Annotated in this window: 22 protein-coding genes; 11 read left to right on the top strand and 11 right to left on the bottom strand. The window is 57.1% G+C overall.

Going from position 1 to position 23436, the window contains the following annotated elements:
- The first annotated feature begins 2 nt into the window (after positions 1 to 2).
- Genes pseC through pseI form a run of 7 tightly spaced genes read left to right on the top strand, consistent with a single transcriptional unit; the run spans position 3 to position 6414 of the window.
- Positions 3 to 1142: a UDP-4-amino-4,6-dideoxy-N-acetyl-beta-L-altrosamine transaminase gene (pseC, locus tag AC1D11_RS04730; RefSeq protein ID WP_477651177.1), complete on the top strand. Its 1140-nt coding sequence runs from the start codon at positions 3 to 5 to the stop codon at positions 1140 to 1142.
- On the top strand, positions 1139 to 1828 hold the full coding sequence (gene pseF, locus AC1D11_RS04735) for a pseudaminic acid cytidylyltransferase (RefSeq protein WP_477650333.1): 690 nt from the start codon (positions 1139 to 1141) through the stop codon (positions 1826 to 1828). Before pseC ends, pseF begins: the two co-directional genes overlap by 4 nt.
- Positions 1825 to 2898: a UDP-2,4-diacetamido-2,4,6-trideoxy-beta-L-altropyranose hydrolase gene (pseG, locus tag AC1D11_RS04740; protein WP_477650334.1), complete on the top strand. Its 1074-nt coding sequence runs from the start codon at positions 1825 to 1827 to the stop codon at positions 2896 to 2898. Before pseF ends, pseG begins: the two co-directional genes overlap by 4 nt.
- Positions 2888 to 3997, top strand: coding sequence for a DegT/DnrJ/EryC1/StrS family aminotransferase (locus AC1D11_RS04745; protein WP_477650335.1), 1110 nt, complete (start codon positions 2888 to 2890; stop codon positions 3995 to 3997). Before pseG ends, AC1D11_RS04745 begins: the two co-directional genes overlap by 11 nt.
- Entirely contained in the window at positions 3994 to 4650 is a 657-nt protein-coding gene (locus AC1D11_RS04750) for a class I SAM-dependent methyltransferase (protein WP_477650336.1), read from the top strand. The genes AC1D11_RS04745 and AC1D11_RS04750 overlap by 4 nt, the downstream gene beginning before the upstream one ends.
- Positions 4647 to 5354 carry a WbqC family protein gene (locus AC1D11_RS04755; RefSeq protein WP_477651178.1) on the top strand — a complete coding sequence of 236 codons (708 nt, stop codon included), beginning with the start codon at positions 4647 to 4649 and terminating at the stop codon, positions 5352 to 5354. Before AC1D11_RS04750 ends, AC1D11_RS04755 begins: the two co-directional genes overlap by 4 nt.
- Positions 5347 to 6414 carry a pseudaminic acid synthase gene (gene pseI / locus AC1D11_RS04760; RefSeq protein WP_477651423.1) on the top strand — a complete coding sequence of 356 codons (1068 nt, stop codon included), beginning with the start codon at positions 5347 to 5349 and terminating at the stop codon, positions 6412 to 6414. Before AC1D11_RS04755 ends, pseI begins: the two co-directional genes overlap by 8 nt.
- Positions 6415 to 6426: 12 nt before the next feature.
- Here the strand turns inward: pseI and AC1D11_RS04765 are convergent, their stop codons facing one another.
- The 8 genes from AC1D11_RS04765 to AC1D11_RS04800 all read right to left on the bottom strand — a co-directional run bounded on the left by AC1D11_RS04765 (position 6427) and on the right by AC1D11_RS04800 (position 16662).
- The gene (locus AC1D11_RS04765) at positions 6427 to 7656 is read right to left on the bottom strand and encodes a UDP-N-acetylglucosamine 2-epimerase (protein WP_477651400.1); all 1230 of its coding nucleotides are present in this window, start codon (positions 7654 to 7656) and stop codon (positions 6427 to 6429) included.
- Between the two features lie 136 nt (positions 7657 to 7792).
- Positions 7793 to 9097, bottom strand: coding sequence for a type III glutamate--ammonia ligase (glnT, locus tag AC1D11_RS04770; RefSeq protein ID WP_477650094.1), 1305 nt, complete (start codon positions 9095 to 9097; stop codon positions 7793 to 7795).
- Positions 9098 to 9117: 20 nt separating this feature from the next.
- Positions 9118 to 10872 (bottom strand): asparagine synthase (glutamine-hydrolyzing), encoded by a 1755-nt coding sequence (gene asnB, locus AC1D11_RS04775; protein ID WP_477651424.1) that lies wholly within the window; start codon positions 10870 to 10872, stop codon positions 9118 to 9120.
- 9 nt (positions 10873 to 10881) lie between these two features.
- On the bottom strand, positions 10882 to 12306 hold the full coding sequence (gene gcvPB / locus AC1D11_RS04780) for an aminomethyl-transferring glycine dehydrogenase subunit GcvPB (RefSeq protein ID WP_477651425.1): 1425 nt from the start codon (positions 12304 to 12306) through the stop codon (positions 10882 to 10884).
- Position 12307: 1 nt separating this feature from the next.
- Positions 12308 to 13708: an aminomethyl-transferring glycine dehydrogenase subunit GcvPA gene (gene gcvPA, locus AC1D11_RS04785; protein WP_477651426.1), complete on the bottom strand. Its 1401-nt coding sequence runs from the start codon at positions 13706 to 13708 to the stop codon at positions 12308 to 12310.
- Positions 13709 to 13807: 99 nt separating this feature from the next.
- A complete protein-coding gene (locus AC1D11_RS04790) occupies positions 13808 to 14362 on the bottom strand; it encodes a sugar transferase (RefSeq protein ID WP_477650098.1) in 555 nt (184 codons plus the stop codon).
- Between the two features lie 4 nt (positions 14363 to 14366).
- A complete protein-coding gene (locus tag AC1D11_RS04795) occupies positions 14367 to 15164 on the bottom strand; it encodes an aldolase/citrate lyase family protein (protein ID WP_477650933.1) in 798 nt (265 codons plus the stop codon).
- A 7-nt stretch (positions 15165 to 15171) separates the two neighbouring features.
- Positions 15172 to 16662, bottom strand: coding sequence for a lipid II flippase MurJ (locus AC1D11_RS04800; RefSeq protein WP_477650934.1), 1491 nt, complete (start codon positions 16660 to 16662; stop codon positions 15172 to 15174).
- Between the two features lie 47 nt (positions 16663 to 16709).
- Between AC1D11_RS04800 and lysS the strand changes: the two genes are divergently transcribed.
- The 4 genes from lysS to AC1D11_RS04820 all read left to right on the top strand — a co-directional run bounded on the left by lysS (position 16710) and on the right by AC1D11_RS04820 (position 20830).
- Positions 16710 to 18245, top strand: a complete 1536-nt coding sequence (gene lysS / locus AC1D11_RS04805; RefSeq protein ID WP_477649944.1) for a lysine--tRNA ligase — start codon at positions 16710 to 16712, stop codon at positions 18243 to 18245.
- Positions 18246 to 18307: 62 nt separating this feature from the next.
- Positions 18308 to 19207 (top strand): phytanoyl-CoA dioxygenase family protein, encoded by a 900-nt coding sequence (locus AC1D11_RS04810; RefSeq protein ID WP_477649945.1) that lies wholly within the window; start codon positions 18308 to 18310, stop codon positions 19205 to 19207.
- Between the two features lie 4 nt (positions 19208 to 19211).
- A complete protein-coding gene (locus AC1D11_RS04815; protein ID WP_477649946.1) occupies positions 19212 to 20327 on the top strand; it encodes an acyltransferase family protein in 1116 nt (371 codons plus the stop codon).
- The gene (locus tag AC1D11_RS04820) at positions 20324 to 20830 is read left to right on the top strand and encodes a YgjP-like metallopeptidase domain-containing protein (protein ID WP_477649947.1); all 507 of its coding nucleotides are present in this window, start codon (positions 20324 to 20326) and stop codon (positions 20828 to 20830) included. The genes AC1D11_RS04815 and AC1D11_RS04820 overlap by 4 nt, the downstream gene beginning before the upstream one ends.
- A 138-nt stretch (positions 20831 to 20968) precedes the next feature.
- Here AC1D11_RS04820 and nagZ read toward each other — a convergent pair whose 3' ends face one another.
- From nagZ to AC1D11_RS04835, 3 genes are all read right to left on the bottom strand, one after another.
- Positions 20969 to 22027 (bottom strand): beta-N-acetylhexosaminidase, encoded by a 1059-nt coding sequence (gene nagZ, locus AC1D11_RS04825; RefSeq protein ID WP_477649948.1) that lies wholly within the window; start codon positions 22025 to 22027, stop codon positions 20969 to 20971.
- A 64-nt stretch (positions 22028 to 22091) separates the two neighbouring features.
- A complete protein-coding gene (gene acpS, locus AC1D11_RS04830; protein ID WP_477649949.1) occupies positions 22092 to 22490 on the bottom strand; it encodes a holo-ACP synthase in 399 nt (132 codons plus the stop codon).
- Positions 22491 to 22624: 134 nt separating this feature from the next.
- Positions 22625 to 23431: a pyridoxine 5'-phosphate synthase gene (locus tag AC1D11_RS04835; protein ID WP_477649950.1), complete on the bottom strand. Its 807-nt coding sequence runs from the start codon at positions 23429 to 23431 to the stop codon at positions 22625 to 22627.
- Between the last annotated feature and the right edge of the window lie 5 nt (positions 23432 to 23436).

Raw genomic sequence — 23436 nt, forward strand, 5'->3', positions numbered from 1 at the left:
TCATGATTCCCTATGGCAGACAACTGATAGATGACGACGACATCCAGTCTGTCATCGAGGTTTTGCGTTCGGACTTTTTGACACAGGGGCCGGCAGTCCCCGCATTTGAAAAAGCTATCGCGGAGTATTGCGGAGCAAGCCATGGCGTTGCGGTCAACAGCGCCACCTCTGCACTACATATTGCTTGCCTTGCGTTGGGAGTCGGCCCCGGCGATATCGTTTGGACTTCCCCCATCACTTTTCTAGCCACGGCCAACTGCGCACGCTATTGCGGTGCGTCAGTCGACTTTGTTGATATCGATTCCGTCAAATGGGGCATCAGCATCGAGGCTCTCACGGAAAAACTACGGCTTGCAGCAAAAAATGGCACGCTGCCTAAGGTTGTTATACCGGTGCACTTCATGGGCCATCCATGCGATTTGCAGCCTATTCATGAACTTTCGCAGAAGTACGGCTTTCATGTCATCGAAGATGCATCGCACGCAATAGGAGCCCGCTATCATGAAACACGGGTCGGCGATTGCCGCTACAGCGACATCACCGTGTTTAGCTTTCACCCCGTCAAGATCATTACTACAGCAGAAGGCGGGCTAGCTACCACCAACTCGTCGGAACTCGCGCGCCGTATGCAATTATTCCGCTCTCATGGAATGACACGGGAGATGGGAGAGCTTGAGAATACCGAAGAGGGCATGTGGTATTACGAGCAACACCTCCTGGGCTTTAATTACCGGATGACCGAATTACAGGCAGCGCTGGGGTTATCGCAAATCAAGCATATCGAGGCCTGGATTGCGCGCAGGCATCTGCTGGCTGATTGCTACGACATGGCGCTGGAAAGTCTCCCGCTAGCGCGGCCGGCACGCAACGCGGATAGCCATTCGGCTTTGCATCTGTATTGCATTCAAGTCGAGAGGCGAAAACAGGTCTTCGAGGCCATGCGCAATGCAGGTATCGGTGTCAATGTGCACTACATACCTGTCCACCTTCAGCCTTATTACCGCAGACTTGGCTTCCAAAAAGGGCAGTTCCCGGTTAGCGAGGCTTTTTATGAACGCGCGCTATCGTTACCGATGTTCCCCGGGCTGCGGGATACCGAACAAGCAAAAGTCATTAAAGCGCTTGAGGCGGCATTGGAATGAAAATAGCCGTGATACCTGCGCGGGGCGGTAGCAAACGCATCCCACGCAAAAATATCAAGGATTTTTGCGGCAAGCCGATGATTGCATGGTCAATCTCTGCCGCCCTTGAAAGCAACCTATTCGACGCAGTAATTGTTTCCACTGACGATACCGAAATCGCAGTGCTCGCTGAAAGTTGGGGGGCAAAAGTACCGTTTGTCAGACCGGAATCGTTGTCCGGCGATGTTGTGGGAACCACGCCGGTCATCGCGCATGCTGTGCAATGGCATACAACCAGGGGAATGGCAATCGAATTGGCTTGCTGCATCTATGCAACTGCGCCTTTTGTAACTCCTCTAGACCTCCAGTCCGGTTTGAAAATCCTGGTTGAATCCCAAGCTGACTTCGCCTTTTCCGTTGCCAGCTACCCTTTCCCCATCCAGCGTGCTCTTAGGCTTATCGAGGGAAACAGGGTGCAAATGTTTCACCCGGAGCACTTTCAGACTCGCTCGCAGGACCTGGAGCCGGCATACCATGACGCCGGACAGTTTTACTGGGGCCGCGCCGACGCCTGGCTGGCTAACAAGCCGCTCTTCTCAGAACATGCTGCGCCCATCGTTCTACCTCGTTACCGGGTGCAGGACATTGACACTCCGGAAGATTGGGATCGCGCAGAGTGGTTATTTCGGGCAATGCATTCAAAATGACCAACAAAGTGGCGGGAATGCGGATAGTTTTCCGCGTCGACGCGTCGCTGGCGATAGGTGGCGGCCATGTGATGCGTTGCTTGGCCTTGGCTGAGGCGCTGAGCGCCTCCGGTGCGCGGTGCGACTTTATATGCCGCGAACTTCCTGGCCACATGCTGAATGTCATTAGATTACGTGGGCACGGTGTAATGGCCTTGCCTTATGTCCCGCAGGATACAGATCAAGACACGAGCTGGCAAACCGACGCTTCGCAAACATGTGGAGCGCTTGGGCCTGATCAGGTGGATTGGCTTATCGTTGACCACTATTTTTTGGATCGGCGATGGGAGGAGCAAGTCAAACCACATTACCGGCGGTTGATGGTCATTGATGACTTAATTAACCGGCCGCATGTATGCAGCTTACTGTTGGACCAAAATCTCCATGCTGAGGCTGCGCAGCGTTACCGTAGATTTGTTCCCTCCAGCTGCACGTTGCGTCTTGGTCCTGCGCACGCAGTACTCAATTCGGCCTTTGACGTGCCACCAGTCCGGATCAGGGACGGTTCGATAGAAAATGTACTGGTCTATTTTGGCAGCAACGATACCCACAATCTGGCGAGCCACGCGATGTCCGCCCTGGAGAAATTTGATTTCCTGACCGTCAACATCGTATTGGGGCCAGAACACCCTTATCGAACCAGCATTCATTCTCGCGCCGGTCAAATCGCCCATATCAAGGTAGTTGATGTGTGCAAGAGCATGGCTGACTTGATGAATGAAGCCGACCTTGCTCTCGGCGTTTGCGGCATTGCTGCATGGGAGCGCTGTGCCATGGGACTTCCAACCTTGATCAGCATTACCGCCGAAAACCAGCGCGAAGATGCCTTGGGCATGCATGCGTGCGGCGCGGCTTTTTTGTTGGGTGAAGCAGCCGACCTTGACGAAAGCAGCTGGACTAAGGCCTTGACCCAACATTTGGCTGAACCAGAGCTGGTATGCCGGATGAGCCAAGCTGCGAGCAGCCTTGTTGCTGGCCATGCCGAAAATCGCGCAGAACTGATCGAAATGCTGCTGTCAAATGATTTCTGACCGACTCCGCCCAACGCTGCAAAAGCATTTCGGCATGGAGCACATCGTTCTGGTGGGACGCGGCGCTCTAGGAATCTATGCTGCTCTCCGCATATGGTCAGGAGGAAAACGTACGATCGTTGCATTGTCTTCTGCTGTTTGCCAGGATGTAATAGCGGCTATATCTGCAGCGGACTGCGTGCCTTTTTTTTGCGACATTAATCCTGCCACAGGAGTGGTTCCTCAAGATGAGTGGCTACGGGCCAGATCAGCAGGTGCTACTGCGGCGATAGTGGTTCATCTCTATGGCAACCCGACGGAACTCTTTGCGGTTCGGCGCATATTTGAGGCGCCCGAGTGCTTACTTATTGATGACGCCGCTCAGGCTCTCGGGGCCACCACTATTGAAGGTAACTTGGCCGGCACCACTGGTGATGTTGGAATTTTGTCATTTGGCAATACCAAACACATCCGGGTCGGAGGGGGAGCATTGCTATTGAGGGATTCATCTCTCGCTCAAGAATGTCGCTCGCTGCTTGAATCCGTCGCAATTTTCCCTGAAAAAATAAGAGCTGCCACTGAAGCCCGTTTTCGTACCGGGTTTGATGCAGCACGGACCCGGCTCCGTCAAAATGGAGACAGTGAAGGGTTCCGGGGTCTGCTAAATGGGTATGAATCCACGCTTTACTTACCCTGGCGGCCCGAATGGAACCAGGAGATCACGTCAGCGCTCCAAAACTTACCCCGCATTGTTGAAATTCGCAGTCAAAAGGCCGCAGCGTGGGCTGTGGCGATAAAAGACACAGGACTGGTACCGGTGGGGATGGGAAAGGGCAGCTCACCGTGGCGCTTTACTTGCCGGCTTCCTGACGCCGGATGGCCTTTGCAACATACGCTTGGATCATGTCTTCGGGCTCAGGGCATGCATGTCAGTCACTGGTATCTTCCTGGCCACTGGTTTGGAAGCTTCGGGCATAGTCCCTTGCCAGGCGTAGAAAAACTGGCGAAAGAAGTGTTTCAATTTTGGCTTGATGAGGCCACTCCAATGGAGGCGATTGAAAAATGGGCAACCGGATTGCAAGAATGCTTCGATAACGTCTTATCAAAGGAACAAAAATGAATCAGATTTCAGCCCTGCGCGGAATGCGTTATCCGGATGAATATCTGGTTCGGATGTTTTATAAGGAAGGGCTGTCCCGCCTCCCCGGCCGTGCCCTTGAACTCGGCTGCGGTAGCGCAAATAACATGATGCTTTTCGCAGCTTATGGCTGGTCGGTTAGCGGAATTGACGTCGATCCGACCTGTCTGAGCGAAGGGCGCCACAACCTAAGTATCTCCGGGATGTCGGGGGAAGTGTTGCTGCATGATCTCAGTTTGGGATTGCCAGCATTGCAAGGCCCGTTCAACGCCCTTTTGGCGCCAAGCACGCTCTACTATCTTTCCCGGGATGCGACGTGGGATTGCATGCGCCAGGCAAGCAGTTTGTTGGCCCCCGGAGCCGCCGTGTATCTCAGAATGAGGCTCCCAGACGATCACCGCGCAGGACGCGGTGAAAGTGTCGGAAAAAATGCATGGAAACTGGAATGCACCTACACCGGTGAGCAGGGCGCACTCAATGTGTTTTGGCAAGAATACGAATTGATCGAGCTTCTACGCATCGCCTTGGGCATGGATCCTGAGCGCTTGACAACACTAAAAACGACTTATGAGAACCTGCAAAACGGACACATGGTTCGCAACAGCGATATTGTGATTTGGGGTCGAACGCCGTGAGCCGTAGCCTTGTTGCGATGCAGCCTGCTCTTTTACCCTGGGCAGGCTACTTCAACCTGATTGCCCAAGCAGACGACTTTGTATTTCTTGATGACGTTCAATTAGAAAAGCAATCCTGGCAGACCAGAAATCGGTTATTGGTTGGCAATCGCGTCAATTGGATTGTTCTGCCAGTACGGCACTACAGCTCTACCCAGACTATTGCTGCAACCACATTGATGGATCATCGCCGGTGGGCTGACAAGCTTGCTCGCGGATTTAAGCTGAATTATGGCCGACACCTCCACTATGTCGACGCCTTGGAGATCATTGAAGAAGCGCAGAAACCGGAGGTCAATAATCTTGCCGAGTTCAATGAGGCAATCATCCGGTTTATCTCCAGCCGCCTTGAATTTACCCCGAGAATGTGCAAAGCCAGCTCCCTCCAGCTTGCCGGGGCGCGCTCGGACAGACTGATAGATTTATGCAATAAGCTCGAAGCGACAGAGTATCTGTCGCCTCGCGGAGCATTGACCTATCTATCAGACGACCAGTTCGTTGAAAAATCGCCCGCCGTTCTACGCGTACAAGAGTACATTCCAGGTCCTTACCCTCAGCAGGGTTCCATAGAGTTCGTATCTCACCTATCGATATTGGACGTTGTAGCAAATCTCGGCTGGAAATCAACCCGAAACTATGTATTGAATGGAGTTCCTCATGCTTAAACAAAAGGACTCGGCGGTTTCCATCGCCGGCCGACCCATCGGGGCCGCTCAACCTCCCTACTTGATCGCAGAAATGTCTGGGAACCACAACCAGTCTCTTGACCGAGCTCTTGCAATCGTGGACGCAGCAGCGCTGGCTGGTGCAGATGCCATCAAGCTACAGACTTACACCGCGGACACCATGACGCTGAACCTGCGCATGCCGGGCTTTGTTATTGAGGACAAAAACAGCTTGTGGGCCGGCCAGCAACTGTATGAGCTTTACGATCAGGCTCATACCCCTTGGGAGTGGCACAAAACCATTATGGAGCGCGCCCTATCGCATGGCCTGCAATGCTTCAGCACTCCTTTTGATGACACGGCGGTTGATTTCCTCGAAACGCTCGGCGTACCCGCATACAAAATAGCATCCTTCGAAAATACTGATCTGCCCCTGATTCGCAGGGTTGCCGCGACTGGAAAACCTCTCATCATTTCTATTGGCATGGCAACGCTGGCTGAAATCGACGAAGCAGTCAGTACAGCACGCCAAGCAGGATGTACCCAATTGATCCTCCTGAAATGCACGAGCACATATCCGGCAACTCCAGAGGATAGCCATTTGCGGACAATTCCGCATTTACACGAATCCTTTAATTGCGAAGTCGGATTGTCTGATCACACCATGGGCTGCGGTGCGGCCATTGCAGCCGTTTCGCTTGGTGCGACCGTTATTGAAAAACATTTCACGTTAAGACGCTCGGATGGTGGCGTTGATTCTGCATTCTCGCTAGAACCAGAGGAATTTGGATTGCTGCGCGTCGAAACCAAAAGAGCTTGGCAAGCATTGGGCCAAATAACATACGGCGGGACACAAACAGAGGAAAAATCCAAAGCTTTTCGTCGTTCTATCTACATCACTCAAGACATTGCCGCAGGCAAGGAGCTGTCGCTGGAAAACATTCGACTTGTTCGGCCTGGTTTTGGTTTGCCCCCAAAGTTTTTTGAAGGTGTGCTTGGTAGACGAATAAACAAGGATGCACCGGCTGGTACACCACTGTCATGGGACTTGCTCTCTTGAGAAATAGCCCTTCTAAACAGCCAAAGCGCGCAAAATAACCGTCGCTACCCGATCGGCAGCGTTTCCATCGCTTGCGTATTCTTGAGGAGCGGCGGCCGGCGAGGCCAGCAAAGAGTCCAGGACGACAGGCAACTCCCCCGTGGAAAAACAGGGTGTTGAAACGCCCAATTTCGAGAGGCTAAATGATTCAAGTACCGACAATGAATGTTCAAGGGATACCACCGGCTTTCCCGCTACTGCAGCTTGCAGGCCAACCGTGGAATTCTGAACCACTACCGCTTTTGAAGCCAGAATCAGTGGGTGAATCGCCTCTTGAGAAGGCACACTGAAATACACTTTTTCGTGAGGCCCCAAACGCGGGAAGTCCTGCCATTGACTTGGGTGGTACCGAACAATCAAGGCGAGGTCTTTTCGCCTCGTCACGAACTCGCGCAATGCGGTTTCTATGCTTAGAGGAAATCGGTACAAGGCCTCCGCGTCCGGCACGCCATCTGCCAACGGTTCTATGTGTCCGGTCCACAGTATGGGATTAAGGGTTTCCCATCCGCGTTGCTTCAGAAAATCTTCAGCAGCCGCTCGATTACGCGGTGAAAAAAGTCCATCGAAGGCCGGACTACCAGTAACAATCACGCCCTCTGACTTAAATCCCCTGTCAACAAGGCGCTGCTTGATACGCTCAGAAATTACACAGGTCCAGTTCGGTTTTTCCTTCTGGTTTATATAGCTGTCACCATCCTGCGCAAAAAGGTCGACCATACCCACACAAGGTATTTTCTGCTGGACAGCTACTTCAAGTGCCGCCCTCTCAGTTCGTGGGGAGTTCGTTGCGATCACGACGTCCGGTCGGATTTCATCGAGCAGTCGCTGCATAAAACCAAGTGGCCTGAACCCGTATCGGCCCTCCCTGGAATATATTTCTGCTGCACCTTGCAGGCCATTCTGATCTATCAAATCCAGATAATTGATCCCGAGATAGGCACAAGACTCATTTTCATCAACGTCGGGGCTTCTATTGCCGGCGAGCAACCGATTCCCCCAATACGCTACCGCTTCTTCGTCATATAGCCGCACAAAATCGCTATAGCCCCACGGAGTTTCACCTTCCTCGATAGCTCGAGCGCGGCCAGTAGTTAAGGCAAGAAGGTCACATTTGATTTGCGGGTGGGTTTTCCTCAAACTGTTGAGGACCGGCAAGATCATCGAAATATGACCTCCTCCATAAGTAACAAAAAGAGCTCTCATAAACGCGATGAGGATGTCAGAAGAGGCAGGTGCATCACCTATATTCCGCGACGGAGACACCACGCAACCCGACGATACCGAATGCCAAGATATGGGGTAACGAGCTTACCTTGGAGCATCCCGCTACTTTCGTCACTCAGAAGAAATCGACGTAGCGCCGAAATTCCGCCGGAGACACATTCAGCAGCAGCTCATCAAATTCGAGGCGCTTTAGCTGCGAAAATTCTCCGACGAAAGCCTGACCAAGCCCAGTACAGAGCGTTTTGTCTGCCTCAAGCGCATCCAACGCGTCAAGCAGCGAAATCGGCAGGCGCCGAATACCTCGCGCATTAAGCGCGTCCTGAGTCAACTGGTAGAGATTTTCGTTGCACGGGGCCCCAGGATCAAGCTTGCGCTCGATGCCATCCAGGCCAGCGTAAATAATGGCGGCGGTCAGCAGATAAGGATTTGATGAGGCGTCAGGAACTCGCAGCTCAAGCCGCCCTCCCGGGATACGTACAAACGCTGTCCGGTTGTTGTTGCCCCATGCAATATTGACTGGCGCCCAGGTCGCACCAGAACGCGAGCCGCGCGAAACCAGACGTTTGTAGGAGTTGACGCAGGGAGCTGCAATTGCCGTCAACCCCGGAGCATGGGCCATCAATCCACCGAGAAAATGATAGGCCAATGGGCTCAAGTCCATGCCGCGCGGATCGGCCTTGTCCTCAAAAGCGTTGTCGCCGAATTTCTTGCCCGCCGACATGTGCATGTGCAGCCCGCTGCCCGAACGCTCGGCAAACGGCTTCGGCATGAACGAACACAGCATGCCATGTTTTTTGGCAATCGCCGTCGCCGCCATTTTGAAATAGGTCAGATTGTCTGCTGTCCGCAAGCCATCCGCATAGGTGAAGTTCATCTCAAACTGACCGTTCGCGTCTTCGTGATCGATCTGGTAGACGTCGATTTTCGCCCCCTCGAGCGCGGCGCGCAACTCCATGAGGAAATCCGTTACCGACGACAAGTGGCGGAAGTCATAACAAGGCTTGTCGAGCGACTCAGAGCCGGTCGCAACTTCGTATCCACCGGTTGCGTTTGCTTTGAGCAGAAAAAATTCAGGTTCGAGGCCGGAGAAAAATTCGAGGCCAGTGACTTCACGAAAAGCGGCGAGTGCCTTTTTGGCGATTACGCGTGAGTCGAGCAGGTGGGGTTTTCCGTCAACATGACCATCGCAGGTGACGCTGGCAGTCGAGGTCATCCAGGGCACCGGCCGCACGCTATCGCGGTCGCCAACAGCCATGAATTCCTGGCTATGAGGCCCCATTCCCATACCGGCAATTGCAAAGCCCGCAAAGCCCGCTCCCGCTCCAAAGATCATTTCCTTATGCTTGCCTGGCACCAATTTCGCCTTGGGCCTGCCATGAATATCGACAAACTGCGCGAGGTAGTAATCAAAATCTGCCATGTCCGGCCTTCCGTCTTTAATTATGCGTTTTCGGGGAAAAATTCCTGCAGCCAGAGCTTCGTCATCAACAAAGTACGCAGCTGTTTCGTATGGTTGTGCAAACCACTGCGGTGCTCCTCGAGAATTACCAGCAACTCATTGCGGTCGAAGCGACCGCCATCAGGCAGGTTCAGTACATCGCGTGCCCAGGTATAAAGCGGCCCTTTGATCCACTCGCCAATCGGCAGGGTCGGCATGGTCTTGGGACGGAAGACGAAATCGTGGTCGAAATATCCCGCCGCGGCCTGCTTGAGAAAATGCTTGCCGATGCCATCGCGGAACTTTGAAGTTACCGGAAGGCGTGCAAACATTTCGCTGACGCGATGGTCGAGAAAAGGTGCACGGCCCTCGATTGACCAGCAGGCTCCCATACGGTCACCCTTGACCGAATTATTGCCCGGCATCAGCGAGTTGAGTTCGTAAGCGGCAACCTGTTCCGCCGGCTCAAGGTCGCCGAATGGCTCGATGATTTCCATAAACCTGTCGAGGGCGCCCTGGGTGTGCGGAAAAAAAGCCGGGCTCATCATTCGTTGACGGTCTTTTTCGGTGCTGTAGCTGATCAGGTCGAAGTAGCTGCGCATCGGAAAATTGGTGCGTGTCATTTCCGAGAAAAACTGTTCGTTGTGACGGAAGCCGAGCATTACTTCATCAGGCCCGTCACCCGTGAACATCACAATTTTCCCCTGCTTGTGAGCCTCGCGTGAGAGAAGGAAGAATAAAAAGAACGAAAAATCACCGTGCGGCTGTTCCGCGTGCCGCACCACAGTTTGTGCAATTTCAGGAATATCGGATGGCTTGATATCAAGCGGCTTCAGATTGATATCGAGCTCCGATGCCACACGCTCAGCATAGGAATACTCCGAAAACCCCTTGTCCTCGATGCGCAGGCCGATTGCATCGAGCTGCGGCCGGTTCCATTGGGGCACCAGCCGATTGGCGATCACAGACGAGTCGACACCGCCAGAAAGAAAGAGGCCACCGTCGACGTCAAACCGCATCTGCAGCTTGATTGCCTCGTTAAGTGCCTGCTCAAGCTGTTCCTGAGACGCTTCGACACGAGGACCATCGAGGGGCCAGCTCCAGTAGCGCACCGGTTCGGAGAATTTACCCGCGCCATAGCGCATAAAAGTGCCGGGCGGCAGATGGCGAATGCCCTCAAAGCAAGTCTCCGGCGGAGGGCAATAGTTGAAGGTAAAGACATTGCCAAGCGCTGATTCATTGACTTTGCGTTCAAATTTCGGCAGCGCAAGGATGGCCTTTATTTCACTGGCGAAAGCCAGGCCGCCTTGGTAAGAGGCATAAAAGCACGGCTTGATACCCTGGCGATCTCGCGCAAGCATGCCAGTTTCCGTTCGTTGATCCCAGATAAAAAACGCGAACATACCGACCAGGTCATCGAGCATTTTTTCGCCCTTTTCGCACCACAGATGCACCAGCACCTCGGTGTCGCAGCGCGACTTGAACTTGTAGCCCTTGGCCTTGAGCTGTTCGCGCAACTCGATGAAATTGAAGATTTCACCGTTGAAAACAACCCAGACCTTGCCGTCGGTACTCGACATGGGCTGCATGCCATTTTCGGGATCCACCACCGCAAGTCGTGCGTGACCCAGCACCGCCTGCCCAAGGTCTTCCACACCCTGCTCATCGACCCCACGATACTTGATGCAGTCGATCATCTTCCAGACATCATCTTTGGTCGTACCCGCAGCGTTGACCACGCCAGCTATTCCACACATGGCAAATCCTTAAGTCTTCAAATCAATTCGTGCAATTTTTCGGCTCAGCGGTGCACTTTCGACAAGCGCTTCATCGGTAGCATCCTCATCAAAGACCCGCTGGAAAATTTCCACCTGGTAGTCCAGGCTGGCCTTGGTCTCTGTTTCGGTCGGCTCGATCAACATCGCCGACTTCAGATCGCCGGGAAAGTAAACGCAGCCCGCACCTACCAGCGTTGGCGGATGAATACCGTAGTCGATGAGCCGCTTGGCGAACTGGCGTGCCGATGTATTGAGCTTCTCGCCCGACAACAAGGTTTCGTGTTTGCAGAATTGATCGTAAACCGGCGGCAGCATGGGCGCGAGCCGATACTGCAGGTAATTCGCGTTCAGTACCGCGTTTTCGGACGCCTGGCGCAAGCCGGCCCCACCCATAGTACGCAAGTAGCCGTAAGCACGCAGCAACACGCCAACATGGCCGTGGAAGCTTTTCATGCGTCCGATTGAAAGCGGCCTGTCGTCGTCGCGTTGAGCCACGCCGTTCTTTCGGACTGCGACCGGGCTCGGCAGATAGGCAGCCAGCGCGGCCTTGACCGCGACCGGGCCGGCACCCGGGCCACCGCCGCCATGCGGCGTCGAAAAAGTCTTGTGCACATTGACGTGAACCACGTCAAAACCCATGTCGCCAGGCCGCACGATACCCATCAGCGCATTGAGATTGGCACCGTCGTAGTAGAGCAATGAACCGTTGGCATGAACCGCATCGGCAATCTCGACGATCTGATCCTCAAACAGGCCCAAAGTGGAAGGATTGGTCAGCATGAAAGCCGCGACATCGGGAGTCAGCATCTCCCGCAGCGCGGCAAGGTCGACCCGGCCTTTGAGGTCGGACGGCACGATACGGCAGTCAAAGCCTGCCATCGCAGCCGACGCCGGATTGGTGCCGTGTGCCGAATCGGGTACCAGCACGACCGGGCGCCGGTTATTCATCCGCGCATAATGTGCGCGGATGACCAACAGGCCTGCGAGTTCGCCATGAGCTCCCGCTGCGGGCGCCAGGCAGCAGGCGTCCATGCCCGTGACCTCGCAAATCATGGCCTGCAGCCGCTCGTACATTTCCCAGACGCCGCCCAGGGTATCGCTGTCCTGCATCGGGTGGGCATTGGAAAATCCCGAGAGGCGCGCGAGCTCGTCATTGCGCTTCGGGTTGTATTTCATCGTGCACGAGCCCAGCGGATAGGGCCCGTTGTCGACACCATGAGACTCCTGGCTCAGGCGAGTGAAATGCCTGACGACGTCAACCTCGCTGACTTCAGGCAGCCCAATGGCGGTACGGGGTCGTGCAAAAATCGGCAGTGCAGGCGTCTTCCCGGACAAGCGACCGGCAAAGACATCGCTGGCCGCGCCAGAGCGGTGCAATTCGGTGATGGTCTGGGAAGCGGACGTAGCAGCCATCTCAGCACTCCTGCAGGCAAGCCCGCGCATGCGCGGCATAAGCCTCGATATCAGTGCGTGATTTGGTTTCAGTGACCGCGATCAGCAGGCCGTTCTTGTGGCCCACCAACGCAGCCGCGACCGGCACACCCGCGAAAAATCCGAGCTTGTACATGCGCGCACAAAAAGCCGTAGCGGCAACAGGCAACTCAATCGAAAATTCGTTGAAAAAAGTGCCGCTGCGCAGCGGTCTGACACCGGGCAGCGCAACCAGCAGTTCGTGCAGCAAGGCCGCATTCGCTGCATTAGCCTCAGCGATTCGCATGAAATTTGCGTCACCCAGGCACGCCAGGTAGATTGCAACGCGAATCGCATTGAGTGCCTGATTGGAGCAAATGTGGCTGGTAGCCTTGTCGCGTGCCACGTGCTGCTCGCGGTCTTCCTTGACCAGCGCATAACCAAGTTTGCCGTTGAGGTCGTGCACCCGGCCGACCAGCCGGCCCGGCAGGTACCGTTCAAGCGGCTTGCTGCAAGCAATGATGCCGACATAAGGCCCGCCTGCACTGAGCGGCAAGCCAAGGGATTGGCCTTCGCAGACGACGATGTCGGCTCCGAGTCTGCCAGGCGCTTCGATCCACCCGCAAAGCAGCGGGTTGACACATACGCCAAGCAGCGCCTGCCCCTGTTTGCAAATCGGGGAAAGTGCTGCAACGTCCTCGATAACGCCAAGAGCGTTGGGGCTTTGCAGCACGACACCGGCGATATCGCCGGACGCTAACAATGCGGCTACGGCCGCGACGTCGATCTGGCCAGTGCCAGCGTCATGCCCTACGCTATCGAGCCGCACACCACGCGGCTCCAGATAGGTAGTCAGCACTTCGCGATATTCGGTCCAGAGGGCCTGAGCCACCACAATGCGACGTTTACCGCTGGCTGAACACATCATCCAGCACGATTCGGCAAGCGCCGTCGCACCGTCATAAACCGAGCAGTTGACGGACTGCTGACCCAGTAAGCGGCCCACAAGCACCTGAAACTCAAACAGGGCCTGTAGCAGGCCCTGGCTCATTTCGGGTTGATAAGGCGTGTAGGCAGTGAGGAACTCTCCTCGGGAGACGATGGCGTCGACGACGGCCGGAATGTAATGTTCGTAGGCGCCGCTGCCGAGAAAATTTGAATGCGTGAGCACTGTCTGGTTCAGCCCGGCCATCGCCATGACATCACGCATCAGCTCCCATTCGCTAAGGGCAGGAGGAATGTCAAGCTCGCGCGCAAGGCGGACCTGATGCGGCACATCGGCAAACAGCTGTTCCACCGAAAAAAGCCCCATCGCCTCGAGCATCGACTGTCGGTCGGAGCCCGTATGAACGTTGTAGCCGATCGGCTTTTGCTCCACGACAGATTCAGCTTGTCTTTGATTCACGTTGTTAAGCGGCCAGAGCGCTGCTTTAGGGAGTCGGCTGTGATAGCGGGATTATAGAGTCCGTCCCCTTATCCAGGCGAACGGTATCCCGATCCGGGCTCAATTGGAATGTCTTCCGCCGAGCTGGATAAGGGTTGCCCACAATATACGGATATCACTCCACCAGGAAGCCTCGCGGACATACTGCAAATCCAGTTCAAGGCGGCGCTCCCAGGAAATCTCCGAACGTCCCTTGACCTGTGCCAATCCGGTGATTCCGGGCCTCACGCTACAGCGCCGCATCCAGTCCTCCGGCATATATAGCGACCGCTGGGCTTCCACGTCGGGGCGAGGACCAACCAGGCTCATGTCGCCCTTGAGTACGTTGAGCAACTGCGGCAACTCGTCAATGCTGGTACGACGAATAAATCGCCCCACGCGCGTGACCCGCAAATCACCGGGCTCGGTGAAGTAAGGGCCCACCGCGGCTGCATTGTTGCGCATGCTGCGGAACTTGAAGATCTGGAAGGTGCGACCACCAAGACCAACCCGCCTTTGACGAAAAAATACCGGGGGACCGTTGTCCAGAATAATGGCCAGCGCGACCAGCAGCAGCAGCGGCAGAAGTAATAGCAAGGCCAACAGCGACAGAACAATATCCAGCAGGCGCTTCACGCGTTTACTCCTGCGGCAGAAGTTGGCGTGCGACCAGAGTTCCGATGTATCTGCGATCAGTCTCGATTGCGGTGGCGTCACGCAAAGCCAGTTCGTTCTCAGCTTGTCGCAGCTCGCCGACCGCCGCCTCGAAAGACAGTTGTTCACCCGGCTGATTGAAGGTACGCGACAAGATCACGGCCTGTGATCCCAGCCGTAGATGTTCCGCAAGAACTGCCCGCCCAGGCACCCTGCCCTCACTGAGACGGGCAATGCCGCCGAAGCCGAAATTTTTCCCCGTCCGCATACAGATTCCAGCCACACGATCAACGTGGCCTTGAACCAGTGGCTCGAACATAAAGCGGCAGCCCAGCGACAAATGCAGGTCGTTAAGTCCCACGAAAACTTCCGCCAGTCCAGGCGTATCTATCCATTCCTCAATCGACATCAACGCATCCGCAGTTTCGAGCAGTGCCACGATGGGGACACGTCCGTCTACCATGGCCGAAAACTCGTCCAGTTGAGCCTTTGATCGAAACATCGGCAACATCAGTAAATCCGCACCCTGCGCCAAAACGGCCTCGACCTCGGCCAGGCTACCAGGATTTGGCGGATTAACCCGCACCATGAGACGTGAGCGTCGCAATACAGCCTTGATGCGCGACACATCCTCGAGCTGATGCGCGCTGATAAACGTATTTCTGCCGGCCTGGCGCTCGGCCTTTCCCAAGCGCTCGAGATCGACAAATAGCCGCATGCCGTCAAGCGCATCACAACGTCGCGCAAAGTCGACATCATTGGTTATTTGCAGAAATTCGATCATGGCCAGATTATCGTTTTAGCGCAGTCCGAAGCACTGGGCTACAGAAATAGCTCACCAGCAGCAACAAGCACGCCAAAACTCCCGAAATGAAGAGCAGCAGGGGCAGGCTAAATCCGGAAATCACAGGTTTGCTTGCGGCGAACGCCCCGCAAAGCAGCACGGGCACTGCCAGTTCGCGCCACGGCAGGGCCCGCCACGCCAGGTCGCGCGCAAACCAGATCAACACGAGCGCAATTGCAGAGAGCACCGCTACCAGGGACAGCATCATGCCCGGCCCTCCGGTAACACTGCTCACCGCCAGCCCGAGCAAGCCCGCGCCATAGGCCACCACTACGACCGGCAATCGCTTCGCAGTCGCCAACACCAACACCAGCACCGCGATCAAGGCTTGCGGCAGCAATGTCCAGGCGCTCAACGCCGCCCATTGGGCCACCTCCGCAACCTGGGCGGACTCCATACGACCCCATCCGAATAGCAGCCGGGTCAGCGGTGCAGCGGCCAACCAGAGCCCCAGCGAGGCCGCGCAGGCCAAAGTCCATGAGAGCATGAAAGCAGCGCGCAATTGCACCGTAAATTCACGCCCGGCCGCATGAGCGCGGGCGAAAGCGGGAAAGGCCAGCACGGCAACGACCTGAATCGCAAGCTGGTTGGGCAACTCGGCAAGTTTCCAGGCGTAGTTGAAGGTTGCCAGTGCCCCCTCTCCGCTACCCGAAACCAGACTGCGTGCGAGTAACGGCAAGGTGGCCGGCAGACTGGTGGCCAACAGGGCCCAAACCCAGATATTCCAGGGTGGAAGACCCTCGACCATCTCCCCGGCTGGCGCAGGCGGCGACGCAAGTCGGCCCAATCGCCACCTCAGGAACAACAGACGCGTCAGAAAGGCAAGCAGCAGTCCGGCTCCAAGCAAGCTGACAATCAATACTGACTGACTGCGGGACGCGGCCAGCACCATGGCAACGATCACGACCCCCGTATGTACAACATTCATGCCGTACATGCCGACGACATCGCGTTCGTGTTGCAGGCGGGTGTACCAGACCAAAGTGAGAAGCGAAGCCGGCACAGCCAGCGCAGCCCAGCGCATGGCAATCACGACTTCGCTGCCCAGGACATCGCGCACTCCCGGCGCAAGCCATCCACCTAATGTCGAAGGCATCAAGACAATCCAGGCGGCCAGAACCACACCGGCACCGAAGAAAAACCGGGATGCACGGCGCTGGCTCTGAACCAATGCCTGCGGTGCTTGTCTGGCCCACCAGGGCAGCAAGGCGTAAGACAGCGCCCCCCCCGCCAGAATGGCGCTGGCAAGATCGGGCAGGGTCAACATCAGGACAACCACGTCAGCGACCCCCGTCGTGCCAAAAGCCCAAGCCTGGACAGACTCCCGCGCCAGCCCCAAAACCCGGCTGAGCAGCAGCAAACCCAGCGAAATCAACCCGGCGCGAAAGTACATGAACGAGATTATCAGGCGATCCGGCACATGACTTTGGCCACTCATATCCGTAAAAACCTAAAATCATGGCTTTCGACCAAAAGATGACCTCCATGTCCGACCAACAAATGCCTGCCACGCCGACCCAGGACGAGAACCAACTGATCGCCGAACGACGGGAAAAACTCAAAGCCATCCGGAGCAAGGGCATCGCCTTCCCGAACGACTTCAAACCCACGGACCATGCAGCTTCGCTACAGGCCGCTCACGGACACAAGGACACCGAGACGCTGGCGGCGCAAGCCACACCGGCCAAAATCGCCGGTCGCATGATGCTCAAGCGCGTGATGGGCAAAGCAAGCTTTGCGACCCTGCAGGACAGCACAGGACGAATTCAGATATTCCTGACGCGCGATGATGTCGGCGAGGAACTCTACGCGGCTTTCAGGCACTGGGATCTCGGCGACATCGTTGCTGCCGAGGGCCGGGTATTCAAGACTAAGACAGGTGAGCTCTCGATTCACGTGACCAGCCTGCGGCTGCTGACCAAAAGCCTGCGGCCCATGCCCGACAAGTTCCACGGCATGGCCGACCAGGAACAGAAATACCGCCAGCGCTATGTCGATCTCATGATGGACGAGCAGGCGCGCAACCGCTTCACGGCACGTAGCAAGGCCATCAGCTCGATCCGCGAATTCATGGTGAGCCATGAATTTCTTGAGGTCGAAACGCCGATGCTGCATCCGATTCCGGGCGGAGCCAACGCCAAGCCGTTTAAAACCCACCATAACGCGCTGGATCAGGAGATGTTCCTGCGCATCGCACCCGAGCTTTACCTTAAACGGTTGATCGTGGGCGGCTTCGAGCGGGTGTTCGAAATCAACCGCAGCTATCGCAACGAGGGTATTTCGGTGCGCCACAACCCCGAATTCACGATGATGGAGTTCTACGCGGCCTACTGGAATTACCGTGACCTCATGGACTTCACCGAATCATTGATTCGCGATGTCGCGAAAAAGGTATGTGGTTCACTGCAACTAAGCTATGGGACCGGGCGGTTCGGGGGTCCCATAGATCTCAGCGTGCCGTTTGAGCGCCTGACGATCCGTGAAGCCATCATCAAATACACCGAAGCAGGCGCACACGTGGACGACAGCGTCTGGCTCACCAACGGACTCAAGAAACTCGGCATGAACGAGGAAAAAGACCGGTTGTCAACCCGCTCCCTTGCCAGCCTTCAGGTGATGTACTTTGAAGAGCTGGTAGAAGAAAAACTCTGGCAACCGACTTTCATCATGGAACACCCGACCGAAATCTCTCCGCTGGCCCGCGCCAACGACGAGCGGCCCGAAGTAACCGAGCGCTTTGAACTCTACATCACCGGCCGCGAATTCGGCAACGGCTTCAGTGAGCTCAACGATGCCGAGGAGCAGGCGGCACGCTTCCAGTCTCAGGTTGCGGCCAAGGACAGCGGTGATGACGAGGCCATGTTTTACGACCATGACTTTGTGCGTGCCCTCGAATACGGCATGCCTCCGACCGGCGGCTGCGGCATCGGCATCGACCGGCTCATGATGCTGTTGACCGACAGCCCCAGCATCCGCGACGTGATCCTGTTCCCGGCATTGCGGCACCAGCCCGAGGCCTGAGCCCAGCGTCGCCCGTCCCTGCGCACTGGCTCGCCATTCGCAACGTCACCAAGGAATCATTGATGTCAGCGCTCAAGCAAATCCTGGCCAATAAGTCGCTGGCCTACTATTACGCGCAAAAAGGCGTGCGCATACCGCCGCTGCGCCGCGCCTTGGGCGCCGGTGTCGCCGGACTGGTAAAGCTTGGCGGTGAAAAACTGGCTCCGCCCGGGCCCGGCACGGTTGCGCGGCGTCTGAGCGAAGAACTGGAAAGCACCGGCTTTGCTGCGATACCCGAGAAAGTACTCAGTGCCAGCAAGCTTGAGGAAATACGTCGCGAACTGGACATGTGCCCTTTATACGACTACTACGGATCGGGCAAAACCTACGAGCTGGCGGCTGTTCCAGCCACCGTCATAAAGGTCCGCTATGACAACGCCGACGTACTGGCTTGCCGGGGACTGATGGACCTGGCCAACGATCCTGACATCCTGCAGGCTGTGGCGCAGCGGCTGGGTGCAACACCAACCCTCGCCACTGCCGACGCCTGGTGGACCTTCGGCGAGCACAACCGGTCCGCAAACAAGGCCTTTGATGACATTTACCATCGTGATGCCGACGACCTGCGCTTCGTCAAGCTTTTTGTCTACCTGACAGATACCAGCCTCACCAGCGGCGCCCATCGCTTTGTACTCGGCTCACATGCAGATGACCGCTTTGTACGGCGCGGGCCCATACGCGACGAGGATGTCGAAGCCGCTTATCCCGAATCAGCCATGCTGACTGTGACCGGCAGCGCCGGAACCGGCTTCCTTGAGGAAACGTGGGGTATACACCGCGCCATGCTGGCTACCGAAGGACGGCGCCTGATTTTCTCGGCCATCTATACCCTGGCAGCGCACACACCTTTTGCGCCGACCAAGCCGCTTCTGCCGCTGCCCGGCGGATATAACCGCTACGTCAATCGTCGGCTGTTTTACTAGCATCGTGGCATCGGCATCCTTTGGCCCGGTCACTGCGCCCGGCCGCATTCTCGGCTGGGATCTGCTACGCGGTTGCTGTGCCTATGCCATCATCAGCTACCACCTGATGGCCTGGCAGAAGGTTGCGGACATCCACACTATCGGTTTTTACGGCGTTTACCTGTTTTTTGTGCTGAGCGGAGCCAGCCTCGTGCTCAACTACCACGAACAGTTCCGAACCGGGTTCAGCCTGCCGGTCTGGCTTCGTTTTCTTTTCGTGCGCTATATGCGGCTGCTGCCGCTTTTTGCGGTTCTGGTTGCAATTTCGCTGCTCTGGAAGATCAAGGTCGCAGGGGCGAACCCGGCCCTGATGGTCCAGGCTCTGCTCAACCTCAGTTTCACCTTCGGTCTGCTCGATCCGCTGCTGAGCTCGATGGTGATCGGTGGCTGGTCGCTCGGCATCGAATTTGTTTTCTATCTTATGTTCCCGCTGTTTGTCCGACTGCTCGGCGACAGCGCAACCAGCTGGCAGCGCTGGAGTGCATTCGCCGCGCTGATCGCACTGCAGTTTTACTGGATCGCAACAACCATCGCACTCGATGCCCAGTCACTGAGGTCACTCTCGGCCTACCACCAGGTTCCGGCTTTTGCCGCCTACTTTTTCGGCGGTTGCATCATCGGCTGGTTCTACCTGAAAAAAAGGCCAACAACCGTGATACCCGGCTGGCTGTGCCTGGTCGGCATTTTGTTGGCCGGTGGGCTGATGGTCGGACTCAACATCAGTGACGAGGCCGCCGTGCTCAATGGCTGGCGCGGCGCCACACTCACGGCCCTGTGTTTTGCGCTGGTATGGTGGGCCGGGCTCGCCAGTTTCAACCCGCGATTCTCCAACTGGCCAGCTTTTATGGGCGATGTGACTTACGGTGTCTACCTGATACACCCCGTGCTCTATTTCGGCCTGGCCCTCACCGTGGCACCCAAGCTCGGCTGGCTCGATGTCGCGGCCGGTCCCTCGCCGACCGCACTGGCGCTGGGCATCGTCATCGTGCTGGCGGCCAGCATACTGGCCTACATCAGTGAAAAATGTTTCGAGCAGCCGATACGGCGCTGGAGCGTGCGTCGCTATCGGACGCCTCCATGAAATACCTCGCAGGCTATCCTGAAAACCTGCAGGCCCAGGTGCGGCAGCTGCTGGCACAAGGCCGGCTGGGTGAGGTGCTGCTTGCCAAATACCCCCTCGCCCATGGCGTGCGGACGGACAAGGCCCTGTACGACTACGTGATGGGGCTCAAAAGCGAGTTTTTACGCAGTTCGGAGCCGCTCTCCAAAGTCGCGTTTGACAGCAAGCTGCACGTGATTGCCCATGCGCTGGGCACGCACACCACCGTTTCCAGGGTCCAGGGCAGCAAACTCAAGGCCAAGCGGGAAATCCGCGTGGCCACGCTGTTCAGGGAAGGTCCGGAACAGTTTCTGAGGATGATTGCGGTACACGAACTGGCGCACATCAAGGAAAAAGCGCACGACAAGGCTTTTTACCAGCTCTGCACCCATATGGAGCCGCACTACCACCAGTATGAATTTGACCTGCGGGTGTACCTGACGCATATGGATGCGGCGGGCCGGCTGGAGTGGCCTTCAGCCTGAAGATGACGGCTCCGTCAGGTTCGATTCGTACGGGCCTGCAGCGGGGCCATATTTATGAAAAATAGGCCTGAAATCCAATGCGAACGGGCGCAAGCAGCTATATATTTAATAGCAACCGGACCCACCAAGAACGCGCTCTCAGGGAATCAGTCCCATCGCGTGCATATAGGCAGGGTGCAGCATCAGTTCATCCCATTCATGGGCAGGCGTTGCGGGCAGCAGGTCCAGCCGGCGCAGCTCGCTGGACTCCAGCGCTTCCCACCGACCCTTGAGCAGCGCCTCGGCCATACCGTCCAGCAGTTCGTCCACCGGCTTGCCCTCCCCCACCGACTGGTTGCACAGCAGCACCATGTCGCAGCCGGCGTTCAGCGCAGTGATGGCAGCCTCGGTGTAGCTGACTTCCTTGCCGTCGATGAGTCGGGCGCCAGCCATGCTCAGGTCGTCGCTGAAAATAGCGCCGCCAAAACCCAGCTGGCCGCGCAGGATGTAAGTCAGCCATTTTTCCGAGAAACCTGCCGGTCTTGCGTCCACCTTGGGGTAGATCACATGCGCCGGCATCACGCTGGTGAGCGTGGTGTTCAACCATTCATAAGGCGCGGCGTCGTCGGCCAGGATGGCCTTCAGGCTGCGCCTGTCGACGGGAATGTCGGTGTGGGAGTCGGCCTTGACGAAGCCATGGCCGGGGAAGTGCTTGCCGCAATTGGCGACGCCGGCCTGCAGCAGGCCGTGCATCAGGCTTTTGGCCAGCAGCGTGACGACACGCGGATCGCGGCCAAAGGCCCGGTCGCCGATGACGCCGCTTTCGCCCCAATCGAGGTCCAGCACCGGTGTGAAGCTGAAATCAACGCCACAGGCGCGCAACTCGGCGCCCAGCACATAGCCGCAGGCGGTGGCGGCGTTGGTGGCCGCAAGCTGGTCTTTCATCCACAGCGAGCCCAATGCGCGCATGGGCGGCAGATGGGTAAAACCATCTGTTCTGAAGCGCTGTACACGACCGCCTTCGTGGTCCACACAAATCAGTAAATCCGGCCGGACGCTCTTGATCTCTGCACAGAGCGCGCTGAGTTGCCGGCGGTCCTGCCAGTTGCGCCCAAACAGGATGATGCCGCCCGTCAAGGGGTGTTTCAGGCGGCGGCGGTCGGCTTTGGTCAGCGTAAGGCCGGCGATGTCGATGATGAGGGGGGCGTGCTGGGTCATGGGATTGAAACTCAGGAATGAATTACTATTAAATTGATAGCTGATGGCGCACGGTTGGCGGGCGCTAGAGGCTGTTTTTCTCTACAACCACAAAACTGGCGGCGTAATCGGTTTCATCGGTGACGGACACATGGGCGGTGAGTTGGCGGGCTTCAAACCAGGCCTTGAGTGTGCCGTGCAGCACGATCTCGGGTTTACCGCTGGGCGCCTTGGCGATTTCGCAGCTGCGCCATGTCATGGGCATGCGCATGCCGGTGCCGATCGCCTTGCTGAAAGCTTCTTTGGCCGAAAACCGGGTGGCAAGGTAGCTGACGCCGCGGTCGGGCCAGCGCGCGCTGCGGTGTTTCCAGGTGGCGAGTTCACTGTCGCTCAGGATCCTGCGGGCAAAACGTTCGCCATGCCTCTCAAGGCTGGCGCGGATGCGGCGCACGTCGCAGATGTCAGTTCCAATACCGTAAATCATCTAGCACCCAATCGCCGCAAAGTGACACGCAAAAAGCCAGCATGAGCCGCGGAACCGGCTTCGCCGGGCCGCAGGCGGGCGGCCCCCTCGGGGGGCAGGAAGCCACACGCAGTGGGCGACCGTGGGGGCTCCACTCATGTGGGGGCGAATGCCTGGGTGATGCTAAGCAGGTAACGCCTGGTGGTCGCGGCGTAACCCAACTCGAGCGCGTCGGCAACAAAAGCGTGGCCTATCGACACCTCCAGCACGCCGGGGACTTCGCGTACAAACTCCGTGAGGTTGTCGCAGTTCAGGTCGTGGCCGGCGTTGATGCCCAGGCCGGCCGCCGCAGCGGCCTGGCCCGCACGGGTGAAGCGTGCCAGAACTTCGGCTTTTTCCGGGGTTGCCCATGCGCGCGCATAGGTCTCGGTATAAAACTCCACCCGGTCGGCGCCCACGGCCTTGGCCGCCGCCATGGCCTCGGGAACCGGGTCCATGAACAGACTGACCCGCACGCGGCGGTCATGCACCTGTTCTATCAGGGGCTGCAGGCGCTCCGCGTCTTCGGGGAAATTCCAGCCATGGTCGCTGGTGAACTGGTCCTCGCTGTCGGGCACGAAGGTGCACTGGTGCAGCGGCAGGCCCCGGGCGGCCAGGTCGTGCACAAAGCCCATCAGGTTCTGGAACGGGTTGCCTTCGATGTTGAATTCGCGGTCAGGCCAGTCCTTCATCAGCGCGGCGAGTTCAAAGACGTCGTCACGGCGGATATGCCGCTCGTCCGGCCGCGGGTGCACCGTGATGCCCTGTGCACCGGCTTCCAGGCACAGCTCGGCGGCGCGGCGCACGCTGGGGATATCCAGGTGACGGGAATTTCGCAACAGGGCGACCTTGTTGACGTTGACGGACAGTGCGGTCTTGTCATACACATGGGACACGAGGGGAGCGGGCGAAAGGAGTTTCATGGCGG

Source organism: Polaromonas sp. P1_E11, from assembly GCF_056405995.1.

What these genes read in the sequence shown, in the direction of transcription:
- glnT (WP_477650094.1), bottom strand. Translation starts at nt 9,097, where the DNA reads ATGGCAGATTTTGATTACTACCTCGCGCAGTTTGTCGATATTCATGGC.
- pseG (WP_477650334.1), top strand. Translation starts at nt 1,825, where the DNA reads ATGACCAACAAAGTGGCGGGAATGCGGATAGTTTTCCGCGTCGACGCG.
- AC1D11_RS04750 (WP_477650336.1), top strand. Translation starts at nt 3,994, where the DNA reads ATGAATCAGATTTCAGCCCTGCGCGGAATGCGTTATCCGGATGAATAT.
- AC1D11_RS04745 (WP_477650335.1), top strand. Translation starts at nt 2,888, where the DNA reads ATGATTTCTGACCGACTCCGCCCAACGCTGCAAAAGCATTTCGGCATG.
- asnB (WP_477651424.1), bottom strand. Translation starts at nt 10,872, where the DNA reads ATGTGTGGAATAGCTGGCGTGGTCAACGCTGCGGGTACGACCAAAGAT.
- AC1D11_RS04800 (WP_477650934.1), bottom strand. Translation starts at nt 16,662, where the DNA reads ATGAGTGGCCAAAGTCATGTGCCGGATCGCCTGATAATCTCGTTCATG.
- AC1D11_RS04835 (WP_477649950.1), bottom strand. Translation starts at nt 23,431, where the DNA reads ATGAAACTCCTTTCGCCCGCTCCCCTCGTGTCCCATGTGTATGACAAG.
- AC1D11_RS04810 (WP_477649945.1), top strand. Translation starts at nt 18,308, where the DNA reads ATGTCAGCGCTCAAGCAAATCCTGGCCAATAAGTCGCTGGCCTACTAT.
- acpS (WP_477649949.1), bottom strand. Translation starts at nt 22,490, where the DNA reads ATGATTTACGGTATTGGAACTGACATCTGCGACGTGCGCCGCATCCGC.
- pseC (WP_477651177.1), top strand. Translation starts at nt 3, where the DNA reads ATGATTCCCTATGGCAGACAACTGATAGATGACGACGACATCCAGTCT.
- AC1D11_RS04795 (WP_477650933.1), bottom strand. Translation starts at nt 15,164, where the DNA reads ATGATCGAATTTCTGCAAATAACCAATGATGTCGACTTTGCGCGACGT.
- pseF (WP_477650333.1), top strand. Translation starts at nt 1,139, where the DNA reads ATGAAAATAGCCGTGATACCTGCGCGGGGCGGTAGCAAACGCATCCCA.
- lysS (WP_477649944.1), top strand. Translation starts at nt 16,710, where the DNA reads ATGTCCGACCAACAAATGCCTGCCACGCCGACCCAGGACGAGAACCAA.
- gcvPB (WP_477651425.1), bottom strand. Translation starts at nt 12,306, where the DNA reads ATGGCTGCTACGTCCGCTTCCCAGACCATCACCGAATTGCACCGCTCT.
- nagZ (WP_477649948.1), bottom strand. Translation starts at nt 22,027, where the DNA reads ATGACCCAGCACGCCCCCCTCATCATCGACATCGCCGGCCTTACGCTG.
- pseI (WP_477651423.1), top strand. Translation starts at nt 5,347, where the DNA reads ATGCTTAAACAAAAGGACTCGGCGGTTTCCATCGCCGGCCGACCCATC.
- AC1D11_RS04765 (WP_477651400.1), bottom strand. Translation starts at nt 7,656, where the DNA reads ATGAGAGCTCTTTTTGTTACTTATGGAGGAGGTCATATTTCGATGATC.
- AC1D11_RS04820 (WP_477649947.1), top strand. Translation starts at nt 20,324, where the DNA reads ATGAAATACCTCGCAGGCTATCCTGAAAACCTGCAGGCCCAGGTGCGG.